Raw genomic sequence first — 24,865 nt, 5'->3', positions numbered from 1 at the left:
GAGTTTAGAGTGGGGCAACAGTCTCAACAAACTCTCAATTTTACACTGTGTAAAACTAATAAAGAGGTGCTTATTATGAGAGTAGTGTTTATGGGGACTCCTGATTTTTCGGTCCCTGTTCTTAAGCGTTTAATAGATGAAGGCTATGAAGTTGTTGGGGTTGTTACACAACCTGATAGACCAAAAGGGAGAAAAAAGGAGTTAACGCCACCACCTGTAAAAGTAGAAGCGTTAAAACATGGGTTGACGATTATCCAACCTGAAAAAATAAAACGTGAAGAAGATTTGCAGCAAGTTTTAGAATTAAAGCCAGATTTAGTTGTAACCGCTGCGTTTGGTCAAATCTTACCAAAGCAGCTTCTCGATAGTCCTAAATATGGCTGTATAAATGTTCATGCGTCGCTCTTACCTGAGTATCGTGGTGGTGCGCCAATTCACCAAGCGATTATTGATGGTAAGATAGAAACAGGGATTACAATTATGTATATGGTAGAAAAATTAGATGCAGGAGATATCTTAACCCAAGCAAAGGTAGATATAGAAGAGGACGACCATGTAGGAACATTACATAATAAGTTAAGTGTGATTGGTGCAGAATTACTAGCACATACTATTCCTAACTTAATTGCCGGAAAGTTAACACCAATTAAACAAGATGAAGAGAAAGTGACGTTTGCGCCAAATATTATCCGTGAAAAAGAGAAGATTAATTGGGAAGCTAGCGGCAAAGTGATCTATGATCAAATTCGTGGTCTCCACCCATGGCCAGTTGCCTATACAGTTCTAAATGGTCAAACTTTAAAAATTTGGTGGGCAAATAAAGTTACTACAAATCACGACAGTCAATCACGCCCAGGCACGATCGTTTCGATCGAGAGTGATGGTTTTATTGTTAGCACTGGCGATGAAACCTACATTAAAGTGACTGATTTACAGCCATCAGGGAAAAAAAGATTAAGTGCTGAACAGTTTTTACGAGGTGCAGGGGCCGAATTATCAGTAGGAAATAAGTTAGGAGAATCTTAATGCTTAAAAAAAATGTACGAGAGGTAGCCTTAGATATATTACTTCAAATTGAAAAAAGCCAAGCGTACTCTAACCTTCTATTAAATCAAACGATAAAACGAGAGAAATTGAATGAAAAAGATGTAGGTTTGCTCACTGAAATTGTCTATGGAACCCTACAACGAAAAAACACTTTAGATTACTATCTAATTTCATTTGTTAAAGGTGGCCTGAAAAAGTTAGATCAGTGGGTTCTTGTCCTGTTAAGGCTCTCACTATATCAAATGATTTATTTAGATAGAGTACCGGAGCGAGCAATCGTTCATGAAGCCGTTGAAATTGCCAAGAAAAAAGGGCATAAGGGAATTTCGGCAATGGTAAATGGGACGTTAAGATCGATTATAAGAGAAGGCGTTCCTAGTCTTGATTCAATAGAAGATCCTCATGAAAAATTGTCATTACAGTTTAGTCACCCTACTTGGCTTATTGAACGTTGGCTAGAACAGTTTGGGTTAGAAAGAACAAAAGCTATTTGTGAAATAAATCTCGTCCCTCCAATAGTCACAGCTAGAGTCAACCAAGTAGTTATGAAGGATAAAAATGAATTGACAAAATTGCTCGCAAGTGAAGGGATAAAAGCTGAAGAAGGCGACTTATCACCGGATGCACTGAAGATCGTACAAGGAACGTTACCAACTACGAAGCTATTTAAGGATGGCTATTTGTCGATTCAAGATGAGAGTTCGATGCTAGTTGCAAGGGCCTTAAATCCACAACCAGGAATGAAAGTATTAGATAGCTGTGCTGCTCCTGGCGGGAAGACAACTCATTTGGCAGAAGTAATGAATAATCAAGGCGAAATCTACGCCTTAGACCTTCATGATCATAAGGTGAAGCTGATTGATGAACAAGCGAATCGATTAAAGCTTTCAATTATTTCAACGAAAGCTACAGATAGCCGAAAAGCAGGCGACATTTTTCAAAAAGAAAGTTTTGACTGTATTTTAGTAGATGCGCCGTGTACGGGGCTAGGTGTTATTCGTAGGAAGCCAGATATTAAATGGCAGAAACAAATAGAAGATGTCGAGAAGATAACAGAGATTCAAAAAGCAATATTAGAGGCGGTTGCGCCCTTATTGAAGCCAGGCGGTAGGCTTGTCTATAGTACTTGTACGATAGACAAGCTTGAGAATGAACTCGTTGTGAAAAATTTCTTAGAGAGTAATCGAGATTTTCAGAGCGATATTTCACTTAAAGAACGTTTACCAAAGAAAGCTCAAAGTTTCTGCACGGATGGGATGGTTCAATTATTGCCATCTGATTTTGGCACAGACGGCTTTTTTATCGCTAGTATGATCAAAAATTAATGATAGAGAATGTTTCAAAAGAGATTTAGTGCTACGAGTTTTTTTTGAACCTCTCTTAAAAAGGTGTGTAAAGGAATATGATTGAAAACCAACAAGAAAAACCATCGATCTTCAGTTTAGAATTCGAAACGTTGGAAGCATGGTTAAAAGGCAACAATGAGCCAAAATTTCGTGCTGGTCAAATATTTGACTGGCTATATAAAAAAAGAGTCATATCTTTTGAAGAAATGACTAATTTATCAAAGGATTTACGGGACAAGTTGGCGAATCATTTTAACTTAACGACATTAAAAACGTTGACTAAACAAGAATCTAAAGATGGTACAATTAAATTTTTATTTGAGTTACAAGATGGCTACTCGATTGAAACTGTCGTGATGCGCCATGAATATGGTAATAGTGTTTGTGTTACAACACAAGTGGGTTGTCGCATCGGTTGTACTTTTTGCGCTTCAACATTAGGTGGCTTAAAACGAAATTTAGAAGCAGGTGAAATAGTAGCTCAAGTATTACAGTCGCAGCGTGCTCTAGATGAAGTTAATGAACGAGTGAGTTCTGTCGTTGTAATGGGGATTGGTGAACCGTTTGATAATTATGATCCACTAGTTAGTTTCTTAAGAACAATTAATAGTGAGAAAGGATTAAATATTGGCGCAAGGCATATTACAGTCTCCACAAGTGGTATTATTCCGAAGATTTATGATTTTGCCAATGAAAAGCTTCAAATCAATTTTGCAATCTCATTACACGCTCCAACTACGGAAATTAGATCAAGTTTAATGCCAATAAACAAAGCCTATACTTTAGATAAGTTAATGGATGCTGTTCGCTATTATATAGATAAGACTGGGCGCAGAGTTACTTTCGAATATGGCTTATTTGGCGGTGTGAACGATCAAGACCAACACGCCCAGATGTTAGCGGAATTAATTAAAGGAATAAAGTGTCACGTGAATTTAATTCCTGTAAACGATGTTGTTGAACGTAATTTTATCCGCACACCAAGAGAGCAGATTTTCAAGTTTGAAAAAATCTTGAAGTCTCAGGGAGTTAATGTTACCATACGTCGCGAACAGGGCCATGATATTGATGCAGCTTGTGGTCAATTAAGAGCTAAGGAACGTAAAGAAGAAACGAGGGGATAAAAAATGGAAGTGGCATTTAAATCAGATGTAGGACAAGTTAGGTCACATAACGAAGATAGCGGAGGCTTTGTCTATAATAAAGAAAACACGTTATTAACTATTGTTGCTGATGGTATGGGGGGGCACCAAGCAGGTGACGTAGCGAGTAAATTGACGGTAGAATTATTGTCAGAAAAATGGCAGAATACTGAGGGCATAACGACACCAACTAGCATCGAGTCTTGGTTGGAAGAAGCTATTACTGATGTAAATGCCCAGATATTTGAGCATTCCCTAAATAATCCGCAATGTCAAGGTATGGGAACGACTCTAGTAGCTGTTGTTTGTACGAGGCAGTTTGTTTCGTATGCTCATATTGGAGATAGTAGAGCATATTTAATGAATGGGGAAGCCTTTCTACAAAAAACTGAAGATCATTCGTTAGTAAATGAGCTTGTCCGTTCAGGCCAAATTACTCCTTTAGAAGCAGAAAATCACCCACGTCGTAATGTACTATTGCGGGCATTGGGTACAGAAAGAACGATTAAAGTTGATATTAAAACAATTGAGTGGGATGAAGGTAGTTTTATACTACTTTGTTCGGATGGACTTTCAAATAAGGTAAAAGCAGAAGAAATGTTCGAGGTTCTTCAAAAGAATACGCTTCTTGAGGAAAAGGTAACAGAGTTAATTGTAATAGCTAATGAACGAGGTGGCGAGGACAATATTTCGGTTGCGCTAGTCTACAATAGTAACGATGAAACAAGTGGTGATGGCGATGATAGGTAAAAGAATAAGCGGCCGATATCAGATTTTAGAAACAATTGGTGGCGGTGGAATGGCAAATGTGTACAGAGCACATGATGCTATATTGAACCGAATTGTAGCAGTAAAAGTGTTACGTCCCCAATTTTCAGATGACGATGAATTTATTCGTCGTTTTAGAAGAGAAGCTCAAGCTGCAACGAGTTTATCTCATCCTAATGTCGTAAGTATTTATGATGTTGGTGAAGAAAATGATTTGTATTATATTGTTATGGAATATGTAGATGGTTTAACGCTTAAGCAATTAATTCAGCAACGAGGGTCATTACCAATAGCCGAAACTGTTAATATTATGAGCCAAATTTCCTCAGCGATTGCCCATGCCCATGCCAATCATATTGTTCATCGGGACATTAAACCTCATAATATATTAATAAGTGAAAGTGGTGTGGCGAAAGTAACAGATTTTGGAATTGCTAGAGCAATGACTTCAGCAACAATTACTCATACAAATTCGGTTATGGGGTCTGTTCATTATTTATCACCAGAACAAGCTAGAGGTGGGCTGGTAAATGAGAAGTCTGATATTTATTCATTAGGAATTGTTTTGTATGAAATGGTTACTGGGAGGGTGCCTTTTTCAGGGGATACAGCAGTTTCTATTGCGATCAAACACTTACAAACAGTTGTACCTTCACCAAGAAAATATAATCCGACATTGCCACAAAGTATTGAAAATATGATACTAAAAGCAACTGCCAAAGACCCGTTTCATCGCTATTCAAATGTTAGGGAAATGGAGACAGACTTACATACGGCTTTAAATCCTGAAAGAATTAGTGAAGAAAAATTCATAATTCCCGACGATAATGATGACGTCACAAAAGCCATTCCGATAATAAAAGAAAATCAGTTTATAGACCAGGACATCGAGCAAACGAAAATCGTTAAAGCAAATGATAATAATTTCGAGCAAGTGAAAAAAGAAAAAACGAAAAAGAAGAAAAAGTGGTTTGCTATTATTTTGATTACTATCTTAATTCTCTTAGGAGCTGTTATTGCAGCATTTGCACTTGTTCCAAAACTGCTTCATGTTGATGAAGTTCTAATTCCTGAAGATTTAGTAGGAATGGAATATGAGGAGGCATTTGAAACGTTAACTCTTTTAGGATTAACCGTTGAAAAAGAAACGATGAACCATCAAGAAATTCCTGAAGACCATGTTATTAGTACGAACCCAGAAGGTGGCCGAACAGTTAAAGTAAATACAGTGATTAAGGTATTTGTTAGTGAGGGAAAAGAAAAGATTGCAATGATTGATCTTTTTGAAATGGAAAAAGAAAGGGCGCGCCGAGAGTTGCTAAGGCTTGGTTTTAAAGAAGAAAATATTGAATTAGTAGCTAAAGAGGCCGATCTAGAGGAAGACTTAATAATTGAACAATTTCCTTTAGTAGGTGAAATGGTTGTTCCAGAAGACACTGCTATCGTTCTTAGGTATAGTAGCCCTATTAAATTCAGTTTAGGGAATTTAAATGGTCTATCACGTCAAGAAGTGGAAGATTACCTAGAACAATATGGATTGAATATGGACTTCGATGAGCGTTATTCAGATCGCATTGAAGCAGGTCATGTGATCGAACAGAATCCAATTTGGGGCACTACGGTTGAAAAGGGAACTTTAGTGAAAGTCGTATTTTCTCGTGGCCCTGAGCCAGAACCAGAACCAGAACCCATCAATACATTTATTGAATATGAGGTCCCAGTATCCCAAGAAGCTCAACTGGCTGGTCAGATTTTCCCTGTAACGATTACTTATAAAGATTCAATTTCTAGGGAGCATAAGCCTTATGTTATAGAGCAACCTATTACTGAGCCGACAACTTTTAAGGTACCTGTTACTATAAATCCTAAAGAAATTGCAGAGCTAAAAATATATATTGGAGAAGACCTTTTCGATACAAAAACGGTAACGTATGAAGAGGCGGTGTTAAATCAGTAATATAGTTGGATACGAACAATGTTGTGAATCCAGCAATGATTAGTATTAAGGAGGATTCAATGCCTGAAGGAAAGATAATTAAAGCGTTGAGTGGTTTTTACTATGTAGAGAGTCAAGGCGAAGTATATCAATGTCGTGCTAGAGGTAACTTTCGAAAAAGAAAGCTGACGCCACTTGTTGGTGACCTTGTGAAGTTTGAAGCAGAAAATAAAACTGACGGCTATATTTTAGGATTGAAAGATCGCTTTAATGAATTAGTACGGCCGCCAATAGTAAATGTTGAACGAGCTGTTTTAGTGTTTTCAGCAATGGAACCTAAATTTAGTACACTTCTATTAAATCGATTTTTAGTTCAAATCGAGTCGAACCATATTGAACCAATCATATGCGTAAGTAAAATTGATTTATTAAAAGCGGAGCAACGGGATGAAATTAATCAGTTTATTAAAGATTACCAAAAGCTCGGTTATACTGTCCTGCAAACATCTATTTATATGGAAGAATTAATCGAAGAGGTTAGACCTTGGTTAGACGGTAAAACTAGCGTTTTTGCTGGGCAATCAGGAGTTGGAAAGTCTTCGTTATTAAATTCATTAAAACCTGAGTTAAATATTGAGACAAACGAGATATCATCGCATTTAGGTAGGGGAAAGCATACGACTAGACATGTTGAATTAATTCCAATTGGGACAGGATTGGTTGCTGATACACCTGGTTTTAGCTCATTAGATTTTATTGGGATCACAGCAGAAGATCTATCTAACTGTTTTCCAGAGATGAGAGATCGGCGGCACGAATGTAAGTTTAGAGAGTGTACCCATTCTTCTGAGCCAAAATGTGCTGTGAAAAATGCGGTAGAAGCTGGGGAAATTGCAAAGTATCGTTATGATGACTATTTAAGCTTTTTAGATGAGATAAAACAACAAAAACGGAGGTACTAACATGATTAAGATTGCACCGTCGATCCTATCTGCAGATTTTGCAAGACTGGGAGAGGAAATTAAAGATGTTGAACGGGGAGGGGCAGACTATATTCATGTTGATGTTATGGATGGACACTTTGTACCGAACATAACAATCGGTCCATTAATTGTAGAAGCAATTCGTCCGATAACGAAATTGCCATTAGATGTACACTTAATGATTGAAAACCCTGATTTATATATACCACAATTCGCGAAAGTAGGGGCGGATATTATTACGGTTCATGTAGAGGCATGTCCACATTTGCATCGGACAGTTCAATTGATCAAAGAACAGGGAGTGAAAGCTGGTGTTGTTCTAAATCCTGCGACCCCAGTTGATACGCTTCAGCATATTATCAATGATCTTGACATGGTATTATTAATGACAGTTAACCCGGGATTTGGCGGACAAAAGTTTATTAAGCAAGTCTTACCAAAGATTTATGCTGTAAGCGAGATGGCCAAATCAAAAGGCTTATCGATTGATATTGAGGTTGATGGTGGCGTAAATAGTGAGACAGCTAAACTTTGTATTGAAGCAGGAGCAAATGTACTTGTGGCAGGTTCGGCGATCTATAACGAAGAAGATCGGGCAGAAGCAATCAGAGCAATTAGAGGATCTTAAAATAGACGATAAAGATTGTTCTTCAAATGGGTCAAGCTTAAGCGTTAGCAAGGAACTTAGATCAAATAGCGGTACTTATTCATTTTCCTTAGGCATATTAATAGTGGTAGAAAGTTTCGATTAGACAAACTATCGACTTTGAAGGTTGGTGATAGTTTGTTAGAAGCAAACTGAATTAGAAATCCTAGCAGTTTCACAAAAAAATAGGTACTATTTCAGAAATGCTGAATATACTTATTAATAGCTGAGGACTTTTAATCACTTATTCTTTTGATGTGCCGAAGACGACAATCCATGTCGAGGAGGGAAATTCATGAAGTTTTATACGATTAAGCTACCCAAGTTTTTAGGTGGATTTGTAAGGGTAATTTTAAATTCATTTAAAAAAGGTTAACAAAAAAGCACCACGAGGGTGCTTTTTTGTTTGCATATGGAAATATAAATTGTAACCATGAAAAAAGATCTTTAGATGTTTACAATTTAAGTTCTAAGTATAAGAAAAACAAGGGCTTTCGCCTAGTTATTAAATAATAACCATTTTTCTAATTATACGCGTTCAACTTTGCCAGATTTTAAAGCTCTAGCAGAAACGTATACACGCTTTGGCTTTCCATCTACCATAATACGTACTTTTTGTACGTTTACGCCCCACTTACGCTTTGTTTTGTTCAATGCGTGTGAGCGTTTGTTTCCTGTGCGAGCCTGTTTTCCAGTAATTACACATTTACGTGCCATGATTGCACCTCCTTGTAAACCATGAGATGACACTCAAATTCATCTTATAAATACTTGATAATATTAGCATAGGAAAAATCAGATTGCAAGAGATTTTAAAATAAATATCAAGGAAAGATACTTGACAGCTACCCCGAAAAAGATATACTCATAAAAGTAAATGTTTTATTTGTAATAGGAAAGCTTTAAAATAAGACCTATTCTGAACAATAACAATTAGGATGTGACAAATACAAATTTGAAATAACAGTTTTCTTTTAAAATGTAGGTAATTATAGTAAAATGTTATTAGCCATGAAGGTACACTCTAAAAGGGGGATTTCGATCATGTCAATTAAGATGAAAACACAATTAGGTTTAATTGATGTTTCAAAAGAAGTTGTAGCGGTTATTGCTGGTGGTGCTGCGATTGACTGTTATGGAATTGTAGGTATGGCCTCACAAAAGCAACTGAAGGATGGGCTTAATGAGCTTTTAGGAAAGGAAAACTTTACTAGAGGCGTTGTTATACGTGAAGAAGAGGACGAAATTCATATTGATATGTATATTATCGTTAGCTACGGTACTAAAATCTCTGAAGTAGCGCATAACGTTCAAACAAAAGTGAAATACCAGCTCGAGCAAATGTTAGGGTTAACAGTTGATTCGGTTAATATTTTTGTTCAAGGAGTTAAGGTAACAAACCTATAGAGTTGTTCAAAAAGGATGGATATGAGACAAAAAGGGTCGTCATGCAGTATAGGCAATCTCTTTACATATCGTTCCAATTTTTTTGAACGTCCTCTATATAGATATCTGTTAAGGAGGAACATTAGTGACACTGAAGAGTTTAGAGGCTGATAAATTAGCCCAAATGTTTATAGAAGGAGCAAATAATTTAACCCAAAATGTTAAATTGGTGGACTCATTAAATGTATTCCCTGTTCCGGATGGAGATACAGGAACAAATATGAATTTATCCATTACATCTGGAGTAAAGGAAGTACAAAAACAAATGCCAGAGCATGTTGGAAAAGTTGCTGGTTCCTTTGCTAAAGGCTTATTAATGGGAGCGAGAGGTAATTCAGGAGTTATTTTATCTCAGCTTTTCAGAGGCTTTTCTAAGTCTGTTGAAGGTAAGGCTACTCTAAATGGCAAGCAATTCGCGGAAGCTTTTGGCGCAGGTGTTGACATGGCTTATAAGGCAGTTATGAAACCAGTTGAAGGAACAATTCTAACGGTTGCGAAAGATGCTGCTAAAAAGGCGCAAGATGCAGCAAAACGGTCTGACGACATTATTGCAATTATGGAAGCAACTCTCCGTGAAGCGAAGGCATCACTAGAGCGGACACCCGATCTTTTACCAGTTTTAAAAGAAGTTGGTGTCGTTGACTCAGGAGGAAAAGGGCTTGTTATCATTTATGAAGGGTTTTTGGCTGTTTTAAAGGGTGAGAAGGTTGTTGATCTAGAACAAACTGTTTCTATGGCTGACCTTGTTAAAGTCGAACATCATAATGCACAAAGTCATATGTCAACAGAGGATATTGAATTTGGCTATTGTACGGAAGTCATGGTTAAATTCGAACAAGATAAACTTGAACTAAATCCTTTTGATGAGCAAGAATTCCGTAATTTATTAGATAATCATGGAGATTCACTACTAGTGGTTTCTGATGAGGATTTATTAAAGATACATATTCATGCAGAACAACCGGGTGATGTCATAACTCATGCACAAAAATATGGGAGCTTGCTCAATGTTAAGATCGAGAACATGCGTGAGCAACATACTCATTTGTTAGAGGAGACAAAAGCCGTTTATGAAAAAATGCCAGAAGAGAAACCTCTTGCAGAGTTTGGAGTTATTACCGTTGCAATGGGTGACGGAATAGCAAAAATGTTTAAAAGTTTAGGTGCCGGGGTTGTGATCGAAGGTGGACAAACAATGAACCCAAGTACAGAAGACTTTGTGAAGGCTATTTCAGATGTTCGCGCAAAAAAGATCATTATCTTACCAAATAATAGCAATATTATTATGGCAGCTGAGCAAGCAGCATCAGTAGTTGAAGAAGAAGTTATTGTTATACCATCGAAGACAGTACCACAAGGGCTGACCGCTTTATTAGCTTTTAATCCGAGTTCTACACTTGAGGAGAATCAAGATGACATGAAAGAAGCTATTTTAGCGGTGAAAACTGGACAAGTAACTTTTGCGGTTCGCGATACTAGCTTAGATGGTGTAGAAATTAAAAAAAATGATTTCATGGGCATTGCTGAAAAGAAAATTGTTTCATCAGGGCCTGATCTTCAATCTGTTACAGAAAAATTGTTAGAAATAATGATTGACGAGGACTCAGAAATCTTAACAATTATTCGTGGTGAAGATACGACTGAAGCTGAGACAGAAAAACTTGTAGCTTTTGTTGAAACACACTTTACTGACGTTGAAATTGAAGTTTATGAAGGAAATCAACCGTTATATTCTTACATTTTTGCTGTTGAATAATAGTAAGGGGGATGCTTATGGCGAAGGTTAAGATTATCACTGACAGTACTGCTGATATACCGAAATTGATTGTCGAGGAATTAAATATTACTGTCGTACCATTAAAAGTATTGTTCGGTGAAGAGACATTTGAGGATGGCGTCGACATAACGGCCAATGAATTCTACGAAAAATTAGCGACAAACGAAAATATGCCGACAACTTCTCAACCTACTCCTTATCAATTTGAAGAGGTATATCAAGAGGTTGCCAGAGAAGAAGAAACTCATATCATCTCCATTCACCTCTCAGCAAAGCTTAGTGGTACAATTCAGTCAGCAAATATTGCTAGAGATATGGTTAAAGATCAAATTGATGTTACAGTTGTTGACTCTAAGAGAGCATCCTATGCAATCGGAATTATTGTCGTTGAAGTTGCCAAACTAGCAAAAGCGGGGGCAACAAAAGCACAATGTTTAGCGAGGTTAGATGAATTACTAAGTACAACGACGGTTTACTTTATCGTAGATACATTAGAGTTTTTACAGAAAAATGGTCGTATCGGCAAAGCATCCGCTTTATTCGGATCTTTATTAAAAATTAAACCAATCCTATCATTAAATAATGAAGGAGAAGTTTTTCCTTTCGATAAAGTTCGAGGACAGAAAAAAGCTATAGCAAAAATTTATGAGTATTTTGAGAAGGATTTTGGTTCACAGTCAATTCACGTAGGGATTTCTCATGCGAGCGCAAAGGAAAATGCTGTCAACATTATGAGTGAAATGAAAAGTAATTTCAACATTAGCTCAGATGTTATAACTGATATAGGTCCTGTAATTGGTGCTCATGTTGGTCCTGGTACGATAGCTATTTCAGTTACATTAGCAAAGTAATCGATAAAATAAATGGTGTTGTTCTTCCATAGGTGTAGCGAGTATATCGCCCATTTACAGGAAGAATAACACCTTTTTTCATAGACTAACAATCGTACATAAAAAATTTCTACTAACACCAATTTATTATGACTTATAAAAACTTTCTTGAGATGTCGCTGGATTCTAGAACCCTCTAAAATTCGATAAAGTTTTACAGCGAACAGAAAGGGAATCCAACGGCTCATAATTGGAGAAGCTGCCAGCATGGTTTATAGTAATATTATTTCAATATAGAATTGTGTTTTTTGACAACAAAACACTGATTATCGATTATAATAGAATTACCTATTGAAATGTTAGAAATAAATTGTTGTTGGGGGTCTACAATGAAGTATAGAACAGTCTTTGATATTATTGGTCCAATTATGATCGGACCATCTAGTTCACACACAGCAGGTGCAGCAAGGATCGGCAGAGTAGCAAGAACATTATTAGGAAAACAACCTACATGGGTAGAAATATCTTTCTATGGTTCTTTTGCAAAAACTTACAAAGGACACGGTACAGATGTAGCTATCGTTGGTGGATTATTAGATTTTGATACGTTTGACCAACGAATTAAGGATTCGCTACAAATTGCAGACGATTTAGGAATTGAAATTAAATTCGAAATTGAAGATGCAGTGACAGATCACCCTAATACAGCCAAGGTAAGACTAGGGACAAATGAAACAGATTTTTTAGAGCTAGTTGGTATATCGATTGGTGGCGGGAAAATAGAAATTATTGAACTTAACAGCTTTCAATTGAAGTTATCTGGAAATCATCCGGCCCTTTTAGTTGTTCACGATGATCGTTTTGGAGTAATTGCAGCAGTTTCTAATGTTTTAGCTAAACATGAAATTAACATTGGACATATGGAAGTTTCTAGAAAAGAAAAAGGAAAGCAAGCACTAATGGTTATTGAGGTTGATCAGAATGTTGCGAGCCATCTCATAGAAGAAGTTGCTTCCTTACCGAATATTACGAAAGTAACGAAAATCCATGATTAATATATATGAATGAGTTTTATTTTGTTTAGGTCAAGAGGGAAGATAGAGAAACAATAAAGAGAGTAAATACGGAGGTAATGTAAATGTTTCGTAACGTTGCAGAGCTTGTTCAATTAGCGGAGAAAGAAAACATCACAATCTCTGAGATAATGATAAGACAGGAAATGGAAATTACAGAAAGGAGCTTTGAAGAAATTTTTGCACAAATGGATCGCAATTTAGTCGTGATGGAAGAAGCAATTGAACGAGGGATTAAAGAAGATGTAAGGTCAGTATCAGGTTTAACAGGTGGCGATGCAGTACTTTTGCAAAACTATATGAAAACTGGAAAATCTTTGGCAGGAGAATTTCTTCTTGATGCCGTTAGCAAAGCTGTTGCCACAAATGAAGTAAATGCAGCGATGGGAACGATCTGTGCAACACCTACTGCAGGGTCAGCGGGGGTTGTACCGGGGACATTATTTGCATTAAAATATAAAGTTAATCCAACGAGAGAACAAATGGTACGTTACTTGTTTACTAGTGGTGCGTTTGGTCTTGTTGTTGCTAATAATGCGTCTATTTCAGGCGCTGCTGGTGGTTGCCAAGCAGAAGTAGGGTCAGCTACTGGAATGGCTGCTGCTGCCATCGTTGAGCTAATGGGAGGAACACCAAATCAATCGGCACATGCAATGGCAATTGCCTTAAAAAATGTTTTGGGTCTTGTTTGTGATCCTGTTGCCGGTCTTGTTGAAGTGCCATGCGTGAAGCGAAATGCAATGGGTGCTTCCAACGCAATCGTTGCTGCCGATATGGCGTTAGCAGGAATCGAAAGTCGTATTCCATGTGATGAAGTTATCGACGCAATGTACAAGATTGGACAGTCGATGTCCATGGATTTAAAAGAAACTGCAGGGGGAGGTTTAGCGGCTACTCCAACAGGTAGAGCGCTCCAAGCGAAAATCTTTGGATTTAGTCAAGAAGAATAACATGTTAAACAATCCTACTACATTTGTAAAAGGTATCGGAGAAGAAAAAGCAAAGGATTTGCAAGAACTTGGTATTTACACGATCAGAAATTTACTTGAATATTTTCCATTCCGTTATGAAGATTATCGTCCGAAAGAAATTCATGAATTAAAACATGAGGAGAGAGCGACGGTTGTTGGTTCTGTGCAAAGTGAATCTGTTGTTCGTTTCTTTGGGAAAAATAAATCAAAGACAACTGTACGAGTTTTGGCTGGGAATGTTTTGCTAACAGCCGTTTTTTTTAATCAGCACTACTTAAAAACAAGGTTGCAAGTTGGAGCGGAAGTTACTCTTACAGGTAAATGGGACCAACATCGACTAATGCTAACTGTAAGTGAATGTAAATTCGGTACTTCTGAAACCGAAGCTAGCTATGAACCGGTATATTCTGTTGGCGGAAAAATCACGGTGAAAGCACTCAAAAAAATGATTGCAAGTGCTATGGAGCAATATGGGCAGCTAATTCCTGAGGTACTTCCGAATGCGTTTTTACAAAAGTATAAGCTACTTGAAAGGAAATATGCGATTCGGAAACTTCACTACCCAAAAAGTTTTGAAGATGCTAGACACGCTAGAAGGAGAATGGTTTATGAAGAATTTCTACTGTTTCAGTTAAAAATGCAGTCGTTGCGAAAGTTTCATCGTGAGAATAACGGTGGAACTGAAATTGATTTTAAGCAGGATAAAGTAGATGAGTTTATTAAAAAGTTGCCATTCCCTTTAACAACGGCACAACAAAGGGTAGTAAAGGAAATTTCAACAGATATGCGCTCTTGTTATCGGATGAACCGCTTACTACAAGGGGATGTAGGTTCAGGGAAAACAATTGTTGCGGCTATTTGCCTTTATGCAGCTGTAACCGCTTCGTTTCAAGGGGCTTTGATGGTCCCTACTGAAATTCTCGCGGAACAACATGTTCAATCCCTGAAAGAACTTTTAGAACCGCTTGGTGTTACAGTTGAGTTATTAACAGGATCAATTAAAGGAAAAAAACGGAAAGAATTGCTTGGTCGTTTAGAAACAGGTGAGCTACAAGTAATTGTCGGAACACATGCTTTAATTCAAGAAGAAGTCATTTTTAATCGCTTAGGTTTAGTGATTACGGATGAACAACATCGCTTTGGTGTTGAGCAAAGACGAACGTTACGAAACAAAGGTCAAAACCCGGATGTTTTGTTTATGACGGCAACACCGATCCCTAGAACTTTAGCTATTTCTATTTTTGGTGATATGGATGTATCGACAATTGATGAAATGCCCGCAGGTCGTAAACCAATTGAAACGTATTGGGCTATGCACCATATGCTCCAGAGAGTTCTTGGATTTGTTGAGAAAGAGCTGAAGCAAGGAAGGCAAGCTTATGTGATTTGCCCTCTTATCGAAGAATCCGAAAAGTTAGATGTTCAAAATGCTATTGACGTTCACGCGCAACTTCAACAGTTTTTTAAAGATTATCAAGTTGGTCTTATGCATGGTAGATTAACACCTTCTGAAAAAGAATCGGTTATGCAACAGTTTAGCAAAAACGAGGTACAAATTCTCGTTTCAACGACAGTTGTTGAAGTAGGGGTAAACGTACCGAACGCCTCTATTATGGTCATTTATGATGCTGAGCGTTTTGGACTTTCACAATTACATCAATTGAGAGGTCGAGTTGGTCGGGGGGAGGCGCAATCATTCTGTGTCCTTCTGGCTGATCCTAAGTCTGATGTTGGAAAAGAAAGAATGAAAATTATGACTGAAACAAATGATGGCTTCGAATTATCACAGCGAGACTTAGAGTTAAGGGGGCCTGGAGATTTTTTTGGATCAAAACAAAGCGGGTTACCACAGTTTAAAATAGCGGATATGATCCATGATTACCGCGCTCTAGAAGTGGCGAGAAATGATGCGGCGCAATTAGTAGCTTCGCCAACTTTTTGGACAAGCCCAGATTACCAACCTCTTGTCAGATTTTTGGAAGAAGAAGGGGTACTTGAAGGTGAGAAAATGGATTAGCTCCGATTTTTCTATTGTAATCTAGCAGTATTTTTTATATACTACTTTTAGTACCTAGTCATAGAAGCTTGGAAGGTGTAGAAATATGAGGCGCTCTAAAAAAGAAAGGCAGCAATTACTTAAACAGAAAATCAATGAAAATCCTTTTATAACTGATGAGGCATTAGCTGATTATTTTCATGTTAGTGTTCAAACGATACGTTTAGATCGATTAGAGCTTTCGATACCAGAATTAAGGGAAAGAATTAAACATGTAGCTGAAAAACAATTTGACACTGTTAAGGCATTACCAATTGAGGAAGTCATCGGTGAAATTATTGATTTACAGCTAGATCAAAGAGCGATATCGATCTTAGATATTGGGCCAGAGCATGTTTTTTCAAGAACGAAAATAGCTAGAGGACATCACCTGTTTGCTCAGGCCAATTCATTAGCTGTGGCAATTATTGACGATGAACTAGCTTTAACGGCAAAGGCAAATGTGCGTTTCACTAGGAGAGTAACTCAAGGTGAGCGAGTTGTGGCCAAAGCGAAAGTAGTGAAGCACGAAAAGGAACGGACAAAAGTTGAAGTGAATAGTTATGTTGAGCAAGAACTAGTTTTCTCTGGTGAATTCCACATGTACCGATCAGATAAAGTTTCGGAAGGAGAGAAGGGCGAACATGAGGATAGCAATTGATGCAATGGGTGGCGATCATGCTCCTAAAGAAATCGTAAAAGGTGCAATGGCCGCTATTAAGGAATATAAAGACATAGACATTATTCTTGTAGGAAATGAGAGTGCCATTAAAGAATTTCTTACTGATGATCATAGGATTACAATCATACATACTGATGAAAAGATTGAGGCAACCGATTCACCTGTTACAGCGATACGTCGCAAAAAGAATTCCTCTATGGTTTTAGCAATCAAAGAAGTTAAAGAAGGACGTGCTGATGCTTGCATATCGGCAGGTAATACAGGAGCTTTAATGACTGGTGGTGTATTAATTGTTGGCCGTATTAAAGGAATTGAACGTCCAGCCTTAGCACCAATGCTTCCTACTTTTACAGGAAATGGATTTTTATTGATCGATGCAGGTGCTAATATGGATGCAAAACCAGAACACCTCCTACATTATGGTTTAATGGGAAGTATCTACATGCAAAAAGTTCGTCATCTCAAAAGTCCGCGCATTGGTCTTTTAAATGTTGGGACTGAGGACGACAAAGGAACAGAACTAACGAAACAAGCATTCGCGCTGCTAAAAGATGCACCAATAAACTTTATTGGTAATGTTGAAGCAAGGGATTTATTAGAAGGTGTTGCCGATGTTGTTGTCTGTGACGGTTTCTCTGGTAACGTTGTACTGAAAACAGTGGAAGGAACCGCACTTTCTTTATTTTCTTTATTAAAAAAAGAGTTAACTAGTACATTTTTTAATAAATTAGCAGCTGGAGCTTTAAAACCTAGCTTCAAAAAAATTAAGGAGAAAATGGATTACACGGAATATGGAGGAGCAGGACTTTTTGGTTTACAAGCTCCGATTATTAAGGCCCATGGTTCTTCAAATGAAACCGCGATTTTGAATGCAATTAGGCAAGCTAGGCTAATGTTAGAAGAACAGGTTGTTGAGACTATAAAGACAGAAGTGGCAAAAAGAGATCTTTAATAAAGGAGGGAATAAAGAATGGGTAAAATAGCATTTTTATTTCCAGGACAGGGCTCTCAAACGGTAGGTATGGGGAAAGAGTTGGCAGATACCAATGAAGTAGTAGCTGAAATTTTCAAAAGAGCTGATAAGCGTCTTGAAATGAACCTTTCAAAGATTGTCTTTGAAGGTCCAGAAGAAGAGTTAATCTTGACAACTAATACGCAACCAGCGTTGCTTACAACAAGTGTAGCGATTTTAGAAGCTTTTAAAGAAGCTAAAATTGAAGCAGACTTTGTTGCTGGACATAGTTTAGGTGAATATAGTGCTTTAGTAGCTGCCAAAGCAATTAGTTTTGAAGATGCTGTCTTCGCAGTGCGTATGCGTGGTGCATTTATGGAAGAAGCAGTGCCAGCAGGTCTTGGGGCAATGGCTGCAATCCTTGGTATCGATCGTGACGTACTTAAAGAAATTACTGAAGAGGTCTCATTAACAGGTAATCCGGTCGAATTAGCTAATTTAAACTGTCCTGGCCAAATTGTTATTTCCGGCTCTAAAGAAGGAGTTGATAAAGCTTCTTTAATGGCGAAGGAAAAAGGGGCACGACGAATTATCCCTCTACAAGTGAGTGGGCCATTCCATTCATCATTAATGAAACCTGCAGCAACTAAGCTTGCTGAGGTTTTAAACAAAGTTGATATTAACAATGCCCAAATTCCGGTTATTGTAAATGTTTCAGCGACGGCAGTAACTAATGGTGAAGTGATTAAGGAAATGCTAATTCAGCAAGTTTTTTCACCCGTGCTATGGGAAGATACAATAAATTACTTGTTACAACAAGGTGTAGATACGTTTATCGAAATCGGCTCTGGTAACGTATTATCAGGACTTGTAAAAAAAATCGAGAGAAAAGTAAATGTTTATGCAGTTAATGACTCTGTAACAATGGCAAAAACCATTGAGAGCATAAAGGGAGGCGTAAGTTAATGCTAAAAGGGAAGACCGCACTTGTAACAGGAGCATCAAGGGGCATTGGGAAAGCCATTGCTCTAGAATTAGCTAGACAGGGAGCTAATGTAGCTGTAAACTTTGCAGGAAATGCCCAGAAGGCTGAAGAAGTAGTTTCTGAAATAAAAGCCTTTGGAGTAGATGCATTTGCAATTAAAGCAGACGTAGCAAACTCAGACGAGGTTGCTGCAATGGTTAAGGCAACGATCGAGTCTTTTGGCTCTTTAGACATTCTTATCAATAATGCTGGAATTACTCGTGATGGATTAATTATGAGAATGAAAGAAGAAGATTGGGATGCCGTCATTAACACAAATTTAAAAGGCGTATTTAATTGCGCGAAAGCTGTGACAAGACAAATGATGAAACAACGTTTTGGAAGAATTGTTAATATATCTTCAGTAGTAGGTGTTTTAGGTAATGCAGGTCAAGCAAATTATGTTGCTGCAAAAGCAGGTGTAATTGGTTTGACGAAAACATTAGCAAGAGAGCTTGCAAATCGCAATATTACTGTTAATGCTGTTGCGCCTGGTTTTATTGAAACAGATATGACTGATGAATTGTCAGCTGAAATTAAACAAGAATTATTGAAACAAATTCCTCTTACTAAATTAGGCAAGCCAGAGGATATCGCTATGGTTGTTCGCTTTTTAGTTAGTGACGATGCCAATTATATGACTGGACAAACTCTCCATGTTGATGGCGGAATGGTTATGTAACTAAGGACTAAATAATGGAATTCTTGTTATAAAACTACTTAACAGTATGAATCCATGTTAAAGAAAAAATTGTTAATTAAATTATTTTATCCTATAATGTGTACATAGGTCTTCTAATCATTGTACAGTTATGGTTAAAAACTTTATTACTTGAGAGGAGGTGACCCCATGGCAGACGTATTATCACGTATTACTAAAATCATCGTAGATCGTCTTGGAGTTGAAGAAGCTGAAGTGAAACTCGAAGCGACTTTTAAAGAAGATTTAGGAGCTGACTCACTAGATGTAGTAGAATTAGTGATGGAGCTTGAAGATGAGTTTGATTTAGAAATTTCTGATGAAGATGCAGAAAAAATCTCTACTGTTAAAGATGTTGTTGACTACATAAACAGCCAGCAGTAGGTTATTAGAAGATGGTTTAAAGTTGGTTGCTTGCTAATTTAACTTTAAATCATCTTCCTATTATTTTAAATGATCGAAAGAACTCATTACACAAGAGTCTTTTATTTTTTTCTAGGAAAAGTGTAAACGCTCACTTGGGGCTAGGCTCTCAAGTTTGTATAATCTACGCATTGAAAGGTTTTGGAGGTTAATATGCAACAATCTTCAAGAAAAATTCGCAGACGTACGTCGAAACGAACTGAAAAACGTATCCAGTTAACACCTGTGCAAAGACTGAAGTTTGAAAAACTTCTGGAAAAATTAGAACTTCATTTTAATAATGAAAAACTTATTATTCAAGCATTTACACATTCATCCTATGTGAATGAGCATCGCATTCGCCCGTTTGATGATAATGAACGGTTAGAATTTTTAGGAGATGCGGTATTAGAATTAGCGGTTTCCCAATACTTATATAAAAAGTATGAAACAATGAGTGAAGGCGAGATGACGAAGTTAAGAGCTGCGATCGTCTGTGAACCATCACTTGCCAAATTTGCCATCGACTTAGCTTTTGGTGATATTGTTCTCCTTGGGAAAGGTGAGGAAATGACTGGTGGAAGAGAACGTCCGGCATTATTAGCGGACATTTTTGAATCGTTTGTTGGGGCCTTATATTTAGATCAAGGATTAGAAACTGTTTATTATTTCTTAAGTCATACCGTTTATCCAAAAATTGATGAAGGTGCTTTTTCTCATATGATGGATTTTAAAAGCCAGCTACAAGAATTTATTCAAAGAGATGGTCTAGGAAATATTCAATATCAGATTGTTCAAGAGAGAGGTCCTGCTCATGCTCGTGAGTTTGTCTCTGAAGTCATTTTGAATGAGAATAAGCTTGGACTTGGTATTGGAAGATCAAAAAAAGAAGCAGAGCAACAGGCTGCTCAAAAGGCACTACAACAACTAATGGAGAAATAAGCAAGTGGCTGTCCCAAAAGCAAAGTATCAGTCACCTCGCCTACTATAAACAGATTTTGTATACATACACTTCTATTTATAGTATTTCGAGGTGCTCTGACACTTATGGGACAGCCGCTTTTTATTTATTTCTTTCGTAACTTACCAAGTTCTGAGACGATTGCATCGATTTCGCTCACACTAAAAGATTTTTTATTCATAATCATTTCGTAAATATCAACAAGATCTTCATAATTATCAGTATCAAAACTTTCTGGCCTCATAGCACCACCATTTACGACTTGGAGCTTTTCTTTAATATTTGTAATCATCATTTCAATATTTTCTCGATTATTTTCTTTTAAATTCATTAAGCTCATCCCTCTCACTTAGCTTCTAATATTATTATAATACCACTGACTTGATGAATTTCATAAAAAATACGTTTTGTACTGGAAAACAACATAACAACGAAAAAAAAAGTATGGTAAAATAGATAAGTTAACTATAGCATATTTCCAATGAAAAATAGATATTATACGATTAATGGGGTGGAGAAATAATGTTCCTCAAAAGATTAGATGTAGTGGGCTTTAAATCCTTTGCCGAGCGAACATCAATCGATTTTGTTCAAGGTGTAACTGCTGTTGTTGGTCCCAACGGTAGTGGAAAAAGTAATATATCCGATGGAATTCGTTGGGTATTAGGTGAACAATCTGCAAAGTCACTTCGAGGGGCAAAAATGGAAGATATCATTTTTGCAGGAAGTGATACAAGAAAGCCGTTAAATTTCGCAGAACTTACGTTAACGTTAAATAATGAAGACCATCATTTAGCGATTGATTATAGTGAGGTAAGCGTAACCCGGAGAGTGTATCGTTCTGGAGAAAGTGAATATTACATAAATAAGCAAAGTTGTAGGCTTAAAGATATTCATGAACTCTTTATGGATTCAGGATTAGGGCGAGAAGCTTATTCGATTATTGGTCAAGGTAAAATTGAAGAGATTTTAAGTAGCAAATCAGAAGAACGTCGGGTTATTTTCGAAGAAGCTGCGGGTGTTTTAAAATATAAGACTAGAAAGCAAAAAGCAGAAAGAAAACTGTTGGAAACACAGGAAAATATGTACCGTGTTGAAGATATTTTACATGAGCTAGAAAGTCAAGTTGAACCTTTAAAAATACAAGCTTCTATTGCAACTGATTATCTCGAAAAGAAGGAAGAGTTAGAAAAAGTTGAAGTCGGTTTATTAGTATACGAAATTGAAGATTTGCATGTTAATTGGGATGAGCAAAAGAAAAAAGTCCAACAACTAGCAGAAGACCAGCTCCAAATTTCTTCGCAAATAAAAGTCGAAGAAGTAAAAATTGAAGATTTCCGCTCAAAAATGCAAGAAATTGATGAGTCAATAAACGATCTTCAAGATATCCTTCTTTCAACGAGTGAACAACTTGAAAAGAAAGAAGGCCAAAAAGAAGTTTTAAAAGAAAGAAAGAAAAATTATCATCAAACAAAAGATAGTTTAAAAAAGAAACTAGAAGTGTTAAAAGATAAACGACAACATCTTGAGGATACTCTCAAAAATGAAGTTGAAAAGCAGCAAACCTATAAGGAGAAACTAAATACTTCGAAAAAGCAATTAGAAGAAGAAACTAGAGTTTTAGTTTCTTTGGAAGAAGATATTGAAACTGAATTAGAGAAAATGAAGTCCGACTACATCGAAGTATTAAATGAACAAGCTTCTATTCGTAATGAAACTCGTTACTTAGAGGAGCAATTACGACAACGGAAACTTAAAAGCGGACAATTAGATAATAGTAATATAACACTTCTAGAGCAGAGAGAAGCCCTTATTAGTAAAGAAAAAAGTCTACGGGAAGATCTTTTTATCAAACAAAAGAATTTAGAAGAACATATTCATTTATTTCGAAATGAGAGCCAACAACTAGAGAAGTTAGTTGTTGATTATCAAAAGAAGGAAACACAGCTTTATCAAGCCTTTGGCCACGTTCAACAAATCAGGTCTCGTAAAGAAGTTTTAGAGGAAATGCAAGCAGATTTTGCAGGTTTTTTTCAAGGTGTTAAAGAAATCTTAAAGGCAAGAGAAACGCTCCTTAAAGGAATAGAAGGAGCCGTTGCCGAGCTCATTGCAGTACCTGGTAATTATGAGCTTGCTGTAGAAACCGCTTTAGGTGGTGCTATGCAACATATCGTCGTAACGAAAGAGGAGGACGGTAGGCAGGCGATTCAATTCTTAAAAAACCGTAAGCTTGGAAGAGCAACATTTTTACCTTTATCAGTCATCAAAGGCAGGGATTTACCTCATTTTGAAAAAGAGAAACTGCTAAAACACCCATCCTTTGTAGGTGTTGCTATCGATTTAATTCAATTTGAAGAAAGATATCGCTCTGTCATTTCAAATTTGCTAGGTCATGTTGTGATTGCAAAGGACCTTGAAGGTGCTAACGCATTGGCTAAAATTCTTAACTACAAAAATAGAGTTGTTACGCTCGAAGGGGATGTAGTAAATCCTGGTGGATCAATGAGTGGTGGAAGTATTAAACAAAAAGGTACTCCATTACTCGGTCGGCAGCGGGAATTAGAGGAGTTAATCGCTAAGCTAGCAACCATGGAAGAGCAAACGCAGAAAATGGAAGCGAAAGTGAAGGGCATAAAAGACTACCGCAGTCAGAAGGAAATTCTTTTAAATGAGCTTCGTAAAGAAGGGGAGAAACTGAGAAACGAAGAGCAGCAGTTGAAAGGTAAACTTCGCGAGTTTGAAATTGAATCAAAAAATTTAAATGAAAGATTATCATTGTATGATAAAGAAACAGCTTCGTTTCATACAGAAATCTCTGAAATCGAAGAAAAGTTAAGCAAATTAAACGGTAAAATCATTGAAGCTACTAAATTAAAAGAGCATCTTGATCATCAAGTTCAAAGTTTGACCGAAAAGAAAAAGCTGCAACAAACTTCTAAGGCCTCTTTGTCAGAATCCATTACAGAATTAAAAGTTCAAGTTGCCAAAGAAGAAGAACAGTATCGAAACCAAGCCCAACGTATTCAAACGTTAGTAGTTGAGAGGAATAGTCTTGAAAAAGAGCTAACGGAAAGCGATGAGGAATATTGGTTGCTAGAGCGAGAAATGAGTGATAATACAACCGGAGAAGATTCATTAGATGAAATAATCGAAAAAAAGCGATCTGAAAAAGAACGAACTTTAAGCTTAATTCAAGAACGCCGTAAAGAAAGAATGTCAATGCAAACATTGCATGATGATCTAGAAAAAGAGCTAAAAGAACATAAACGCTCACAAAGGCAACTTTCTGATTACCACCATACTGAAGAGGTAAAGATGAACCGTTTGGATGTTGAATTAGAAAATCGTCTTGAAAAGCTTTCTACTGATTATGAAATGAGCTTTGAAATGGCGAAAAAGAACTATCCGCTTCTGATCGATGCTAAAGTAGCAAAGTCAAAAGTGAAGCTAATAAAATTATCCATTGATGAGTTAGGAACAGTTAATATTGGGGCAATTGAGGAATATAGCCGTGTTTCTGAGCGGTTTAACTTTTTAACGGAACAGAAAGTAGACTTGCAAGAAGCTAAAGAAACACTATACCGTGTAATTGGGGAAATGGATGAGGAAATGTCTACACGCTTTCATTCAACGTTTCTTCAGATCAAGTCTCATTTTCAGGGTGTATTTCAAAGATTATTTGGTGGTGGGAAAGCAGATCTTATTTTAAGTGATCCAGAAAATATTTTAACAACAGGAGTTGAAATAGTTGCCCAGCCACCAGGGAAAAATCTTCAACACCTTGCATTGTTATCCGGTGGCGAACGGGCTCTAACGGCAATCGCCTTACTTTTTGCAATTTTAAAGGTAAGACCAGTTCCGTTCTGTGTCTTAGATGAAGTAGAAGCAGCTCTTGATGAGGCGAATGTAAGTAGGTTTGCACATTTCTTGAAGGATTTTAGTAAGGAAACACAATTCATTGTCGTTACTCATCGCAAGGGAACGATGGAGGAAGCTGATGTCCTCTATGGAGTCACAATGCAAGAATCAGGCGTATCAAAACTAGTATCAGTTCGTTTAGAGGAAACTAATGAATTAATTGCTACGTAAAACGTTATAATTTATAAATTTAGATAGCAGGTCTAAACTACGAAATTTTTTAGGA

General features: G+C 37.0%; 23 protein-coding genes. 21 read left to right on the top strand and 2 right to left on the bottom strand.

Annotated features, from left to right (window positions below; translation table 11 throughout):
• Positions 1–72: 72 nt before the first annotated feature.
• The 8 genes from fmt (at position 73) to spoVM (ending at position 8,244) form a co-directional block, all read left to right on the top strand.
• Positions 73–1,026: a methionyl-tRNA formyltransferase gene (gene fmt, locus ACK4M9_RS08905; RefSeq protein ID WP_409849856.1), complete on the top strand. Its 954-nt coding sequence runs from the start codon at positions 73–75 to the stop codon at positions 1,024–1,026.
• Positions 1,026–2,372: a 16S rRNA (cytosine(967)-C(5))-methyltransferase RsmB gene (gene rsmB / locus ACK4M9_RS08900; protein WP_409849517.1), complete on the top strand. Its 1,347-nt coding sequence runs from the start codon at positions 1,026–1,028 to the stop codon at positions 2,370–2,372. Before fmt ends, rsmB begins: the two co-directional genes overlap by 1 nt.
• Before the next feature lie 77 nt (positions 2,373–2,449).
• Positions 2,450–3,517 carry a dual-specificity RNA methyltransferase RlmN gene (gene rlmN, locus ACK4M9_RS08895; protein WP_409849515.1) on the top strand — a complete coding sequence of 356 codons (1,068 nt, stop codon included), beginning with the start codon at positions 2,450–2,452 and terminating at the stop codon, positions 3,515–3,517.
• A gap of 3 nt (positions 3,518–3,520) precedes the next feature.
• Positions 3,521–4,285 carry a Stp1/IreP family PP2C-type Ser/Thr phosphatase gene (locus ACK4M9_RS08890; RefSeq protein WP_409849513.1) on the top strand — a complete coding sequence of 255 codons (765 nt, stop codon included), beginning with the start codon at positions 3,521–3,523 and terminating at the stop codon, positions 4,283–4,285.
• Complete coding sequence (gene pknB / locus ACK4M9_RS08885; RefSeq protein ID WP_409849511.1) at positions 4,275–6,260, top strand: Stk1 family PASTA domain-containing Ser/Thr kinase; 1,986 nt, start codon at positions 4,275–4,277, stop codon at positions 6,258–6,260. Before ACK4M9_RS08890 ends, pknB begins: the two co-directional genes overlap by 11 nt.
• Before the next feature lie 59 nt (positions 6,261–6,319).
• Positions 6,320–7,201 carry a ribosome small subunit-dependent GTPase A gene (gene rsgA / locus ACK4M9_RS08880; RefSeq protein ID WP_409849509.1) on the top strand — a complete coding sequence of 294 codons (882 nt, stop codon included), beginning with the start codon at positions 6,320–6,322 and terminating at the stop codon, positions 7,199–7,201.
• Between the two features lies 1 nt (position 7,202).
• Complete coding sequence (gene rpe, locus ACK4M9_RS08875) at positions 7,203–7,850, top strand: ribulose-phosphate 3-epimerase (RefSeq protein ID WP_409849507.1); 648 nt, start codon at positions 7,203–7,205, stop codon at positions 7,848–7,850.
• Positions 7,851–8,163: 313 nt separating this feature from the next.
• Positions 8,164–8,244 carry a stage V sporulation protein SpoVM gene (gene spoVM, locus ACK4M9_RS08870; protein WP_071390873.1) on the top strand — a complete coding sequence of 27 codons (81 nt, stop codon included), beginning with the start codon at positions 8,164–8,166 and terminating at the stop codon, positions 8,242–8,244.
• Between the two features lie 152 nt (positions 8,245–8,396).
• On the opposite strand, the gene rpmB is transcribed toward spoVM, so the two are convergent.
• The gene (gene rpmB / locus ACK4M9_RS08865) at positions 8,397–8,585 is read right to left on the bottom strand and encodes a 50S ribosomal protein L28 (RefSeq protein WP_071318688.1); all 189 of its coding nucleotides are present in this window, start codon (positions 8,583–8,585) and stop codon (positions 8,397–8,399) included.
• 327 nt (positions 8,586–8,912) lie between these two features.
• Between rpmB and ACK4M9_RS08860 the strand changes: the two genes are divergently transcribed.
• From ACK4M9_RS08860 to rnc, 12 genes are all read left to right on the top strand, one after another.
• Positions 8,913–9,275, top strand: coding sequence for an Asp23/Gls24 family envelope stress response protein (locus ACK4M9_RS08860; protein WP_409849505.1), 363 nt, complete (start codon positions 8,913–8,915; stop codon positions 9,273–9,275).
• Between the two features lie 124 nt (positions 9,276–9,399).
• A complete protein-coding gene (locus ACK4M9_RS08855) occupies positions 9,400–11,070 on the top strand; it encodes a DAK2 domain-containing protein (RefSeq protein WP_409849503.1) in 1,671 nt (556 codons plus the stop codon).
• Between the two features lie 17 nt (positions 11,071–11,087).
• Entirely contained in the window at positions 11,088–11,942 is an 855-nt protein-coding gene (locus ACK4M9_RS08850; RefSeq protein WP_409849501.1) for a DegV family protein, read from the top strand.
• A gap of 368 nt (positions 11,943–12,310) precedes the next feature.
• Positions 12,311–12,976, top strand: a complete 666-nt coding sequence (gene sdaAB / locus ACK4M9_RS08845; protein WP_409849499.1) for an L-serine ammonia-lyase, iron-sulfur-dependent subunit beta — start codon at positions 12,311–12,313, stop codon at positions 12,974–12,976.
• A gap of 83 nt (positions 12,977–13,059) precedes the next feature.
• Entirely contained in the window at positions 13,060–13,944 is an 885-nt protein-coding gene (gene sdaAA, locus ACK4M9_RS08840; RefSeq protein WP_409849497.1) for an L-serine ammonia-lyase, iron-sulfur-dependent, subunit alpha, read from the top strand.
• 1 nt (position 13,945) lies between these two features.
• A complete protein-coding gene (gene recG, locus ACK4M9_RS08835; protein ID WP_409849495.1) occupies positions 13,946–15,982 on the top strand; it encodes an ATP-dependent DNA helicase RecG in 2,037 nt (678 codons plus the stop codon).
• An 85-nt stretch (positions 15,983–16,067) separates the two neighbouring features.
• On the top strand, positions 16,068–16,661 hold the full coding sequence (gene fapR, locus ACK4M9_RS08830) for a transcription factor FapR (protein WP_409849493.1): 594 nt from the start codon (positions 16,068–16,070) through the stop codon (positions 16,659–16,661).
• Positions 16,645–17,634, top strand: a complete 990-nt coding sequence (gene plsX, locus ACK4M9_RS08825) for a phosphate acyltransferase PlsX (protein WP_409849491.1) — start codon at positions 16,645–16,647, stop codon at positions 17,632–17,634. Before fapR ends, plsX begins: the two co-directional genes overlap by 17 nt.
• An 18-nt stretch (positions 17,635–17,652) precedes the next feature.
• Positions 17,653–18,600 carry an ACP S-malonyltransferase gene (gene fabD / locus ACK4M9_RS08820; protein ID WP_409849489.1) on the top strand — a complete coding sequence of 316 codons (948 nt, stop codon included), beginning with the start codon at positions 17,653–17,655 and terminating at the stop codon, positions 18,598–18,600.
• A complete protein-coding gene (gene fabG / locus ACK4M9_RS08815) occupies positions 18,600–19,340 on the top strand; it encodes a 3-oxoacyl-[acyl-carrier-protein] reductase (protein WP_409849487.1) in 741 nt (246 codons plus the stop codon). Before fabD ends, fabG begins: the two co-directional genes overlap by 1 nt.
• 168 nt (positions 19,341–19,508) lie before the next feature.
• Positions 19,509–19,742 carry an acyl carrier protein gene (acpP, locus tag ACK4M9_RS08810; protein ID WP_409849485.1) on the top strand — a complete coding sequence of 78 codons (234 nt, stop codon included), beginning with the start codon at positions 19,509–19,511 and terminating at the stop codon, positions 19,740–19,742.
• Between the two features lie 192 nt (positions 19,743–19,934).
• Positions 19,935–20,702, top strand: a complete 768-nt coding sequence (rnc, locus tag ACK4M9_RS08805) for a ribonuclease III (RefSeq protein WP_409849483.1) — start codon at positions 19,935–19,937, stop codon at positions 20,700–20,702.
• 125 nt (positions 20,703–20,827) lie between these two features.
• Here rnc and ACK4M9_RS08800 read toward each other — a convergent pair whose 3' ends face one another.
• Entirely contained in the window at positions 20,828–21,052 is a 225-nt protein-coding gene (locus ACK4M9_RS08800) for a DUF1128 domain-containing protein (protein WP_409849481.1), read from the bottom strand.
• Positions 21,053–21,243: 191 nt separating this feature from the next.
• Here ACK4M9_RS08800 and smc point away from each other — a divergent pair, with 191 nt between their 5' ends.
• Positions 21,244–24,810 carry a chromosome segregation protein SMC gene (gene smc / locus ACK4M9_RS08795; protein ID WP_409849479.1) on the top strand — a complete coding sequence of 1,189 codons (3,567 nt, stop codon included), beginning with the start codon at positions 21,244–21,246 and terminating at the stop codon, positions 24,808–24,810.
• Positions 24,811–24,865: the final 55 nt, after the last annotated feature.

This window comes from Anaerobacillus sp., assembly GCF_046314235.1.
GTDB lineage: Bacteria > Bacillota > Bacilli > Bacillales > Anaerobacillaceae > Anaerobacillus.
This window is presented reverse-complemented; position numbering and strand designations above follow the sequence as displayed.

Coding starts and splice junctions, on each gene's coding strand:
- rpe (WP_409849507.1), top strand. CDS start 7,203: ATGATTAAGATTGCACCGTCGATCCTATCTGCAGATTTTGCAAGACTG.
- plsX (WP_409849491.1), top strand. CDS start 16,645: ATGAGGATAGCAATTGATGCAATGGGTGGCGATCATGCTCCTAAAGAA.
- smc (WP_409849479.1), top strand. CDS start 21,244: ATGTTCCTCAAAAGATTAGATGTAGTGGGCTTTAAATCCTTTGCCGAG.
- rsgA (WP_409849509.1), top strand. CDS start 6,320: ATGCCTGAAGGAAAGATAATTAAAGCGTTGAGTGGTTTTTACTATGTA.
- sdaAA (WP_409849497.1), top strand. CDS start 13,060: ATGTTTCGTAACGTTGCAGAGCTTGTTCAATTAGCGGAGAAAGAAAAC.
- fapR (WP_409849493.1), top strand. CDS start 16,068: ATGAGGCGCTCTAAAAAAGAAAGGCAGCAATTACTTAAACAGAAAATC.
- acpP (WP_409849485.1), top strand. CDS start 19,509: ATGGCAGACGTATTATCACGTATTACTAAAATCATCGTAGATCGTCTT.
- rlmN (WP_409849515.1), top strand. CDS start 2,450: ATGATTGAAAACCAACAAGAAAAACCATCGATCTTCAGTTTAGAATTC.
- ACK4M9_RS08800 (WP_409849481.1), bottom strand. CDS start 21,052: ATGAATTTAAAAGAAAATAATCGAGAAAATATTGAAATGATGATTACA.
- recG (WP_409849495.1), top strand. CDS start 13,946: ATGTTAAACAATCCTACTACATTTGTAAAAGGTATCGGAGAAGAAAAA.
- rsmB (WP_409849517.1), top strand. CDS start 1,026: ATGCTTAAAAAAAATGTACGAGAGGTAGCCTTAGATATATTACTTCAA.
- pknB (WP_409849511.1), top strand. CDS start 4,275: ATGATAGGTAAAAGAATAAGCGGCCGATATCAGATTTTAGAAACAATT.
- ACK4M9_RS08860 (WP_409849505.1), top strand. CDS start 8,913: ATGTCAATTAAGATGAAAACACAATTAGGTTTAATTGATGTTTCAAAA.
- rnc (WP_409849483.1), top strand. CDS start 19,935: ATGCAACAATCTTCAAGAAAAATTCGCAGACGTACGTCGAAACGAACT.
- spoVM (WP_071390873.1), top strand. CDS start 8,164: ATGAAGTTTTATACGATTAAGCTACCCAAGTTTTTAGGTGGATTTGTA.
- ACK4M9_RS08850 (WP_409849501.1), top strand. CDS start 11,088: ATGGCGAAGGTTAAGATTATCACTGACAGTACTGCTGATATACCGAAA.
- sdaAB (WP_409849499.1), top strand. CDS start 12,311: ATGAAGTATAGAACAGTCTTTGATATTATTGGTCCAATTATGATCGGA.
- fabG (WP_409849487.1), top strand. CDS start 18,600: ATGCTAAAAGGGAAGACCGCACTTGTAACAGGAGCATCAAGGGGCATT.
- fabD (WP_409849489.1), top strand. CDS start 17,653: ATGGGTAAAATAGCATTTTTATTTCCAGGACAGGGCTCTCAAACGGTA.
- rpmB (WP_071318688.1), bottom strand. CDS start 8,585: ATGGCACGTAAATGTGTAATTACTGGAAAACAGGCTCGCACAGGAAAC.
- ACK4M9_RS08890 (WP_409849513.1), top strand. CDS start 3,521: ATGGAAGTGGCATTTAAATCAGATGTAGGACAAGTTAGGTCACATAAC.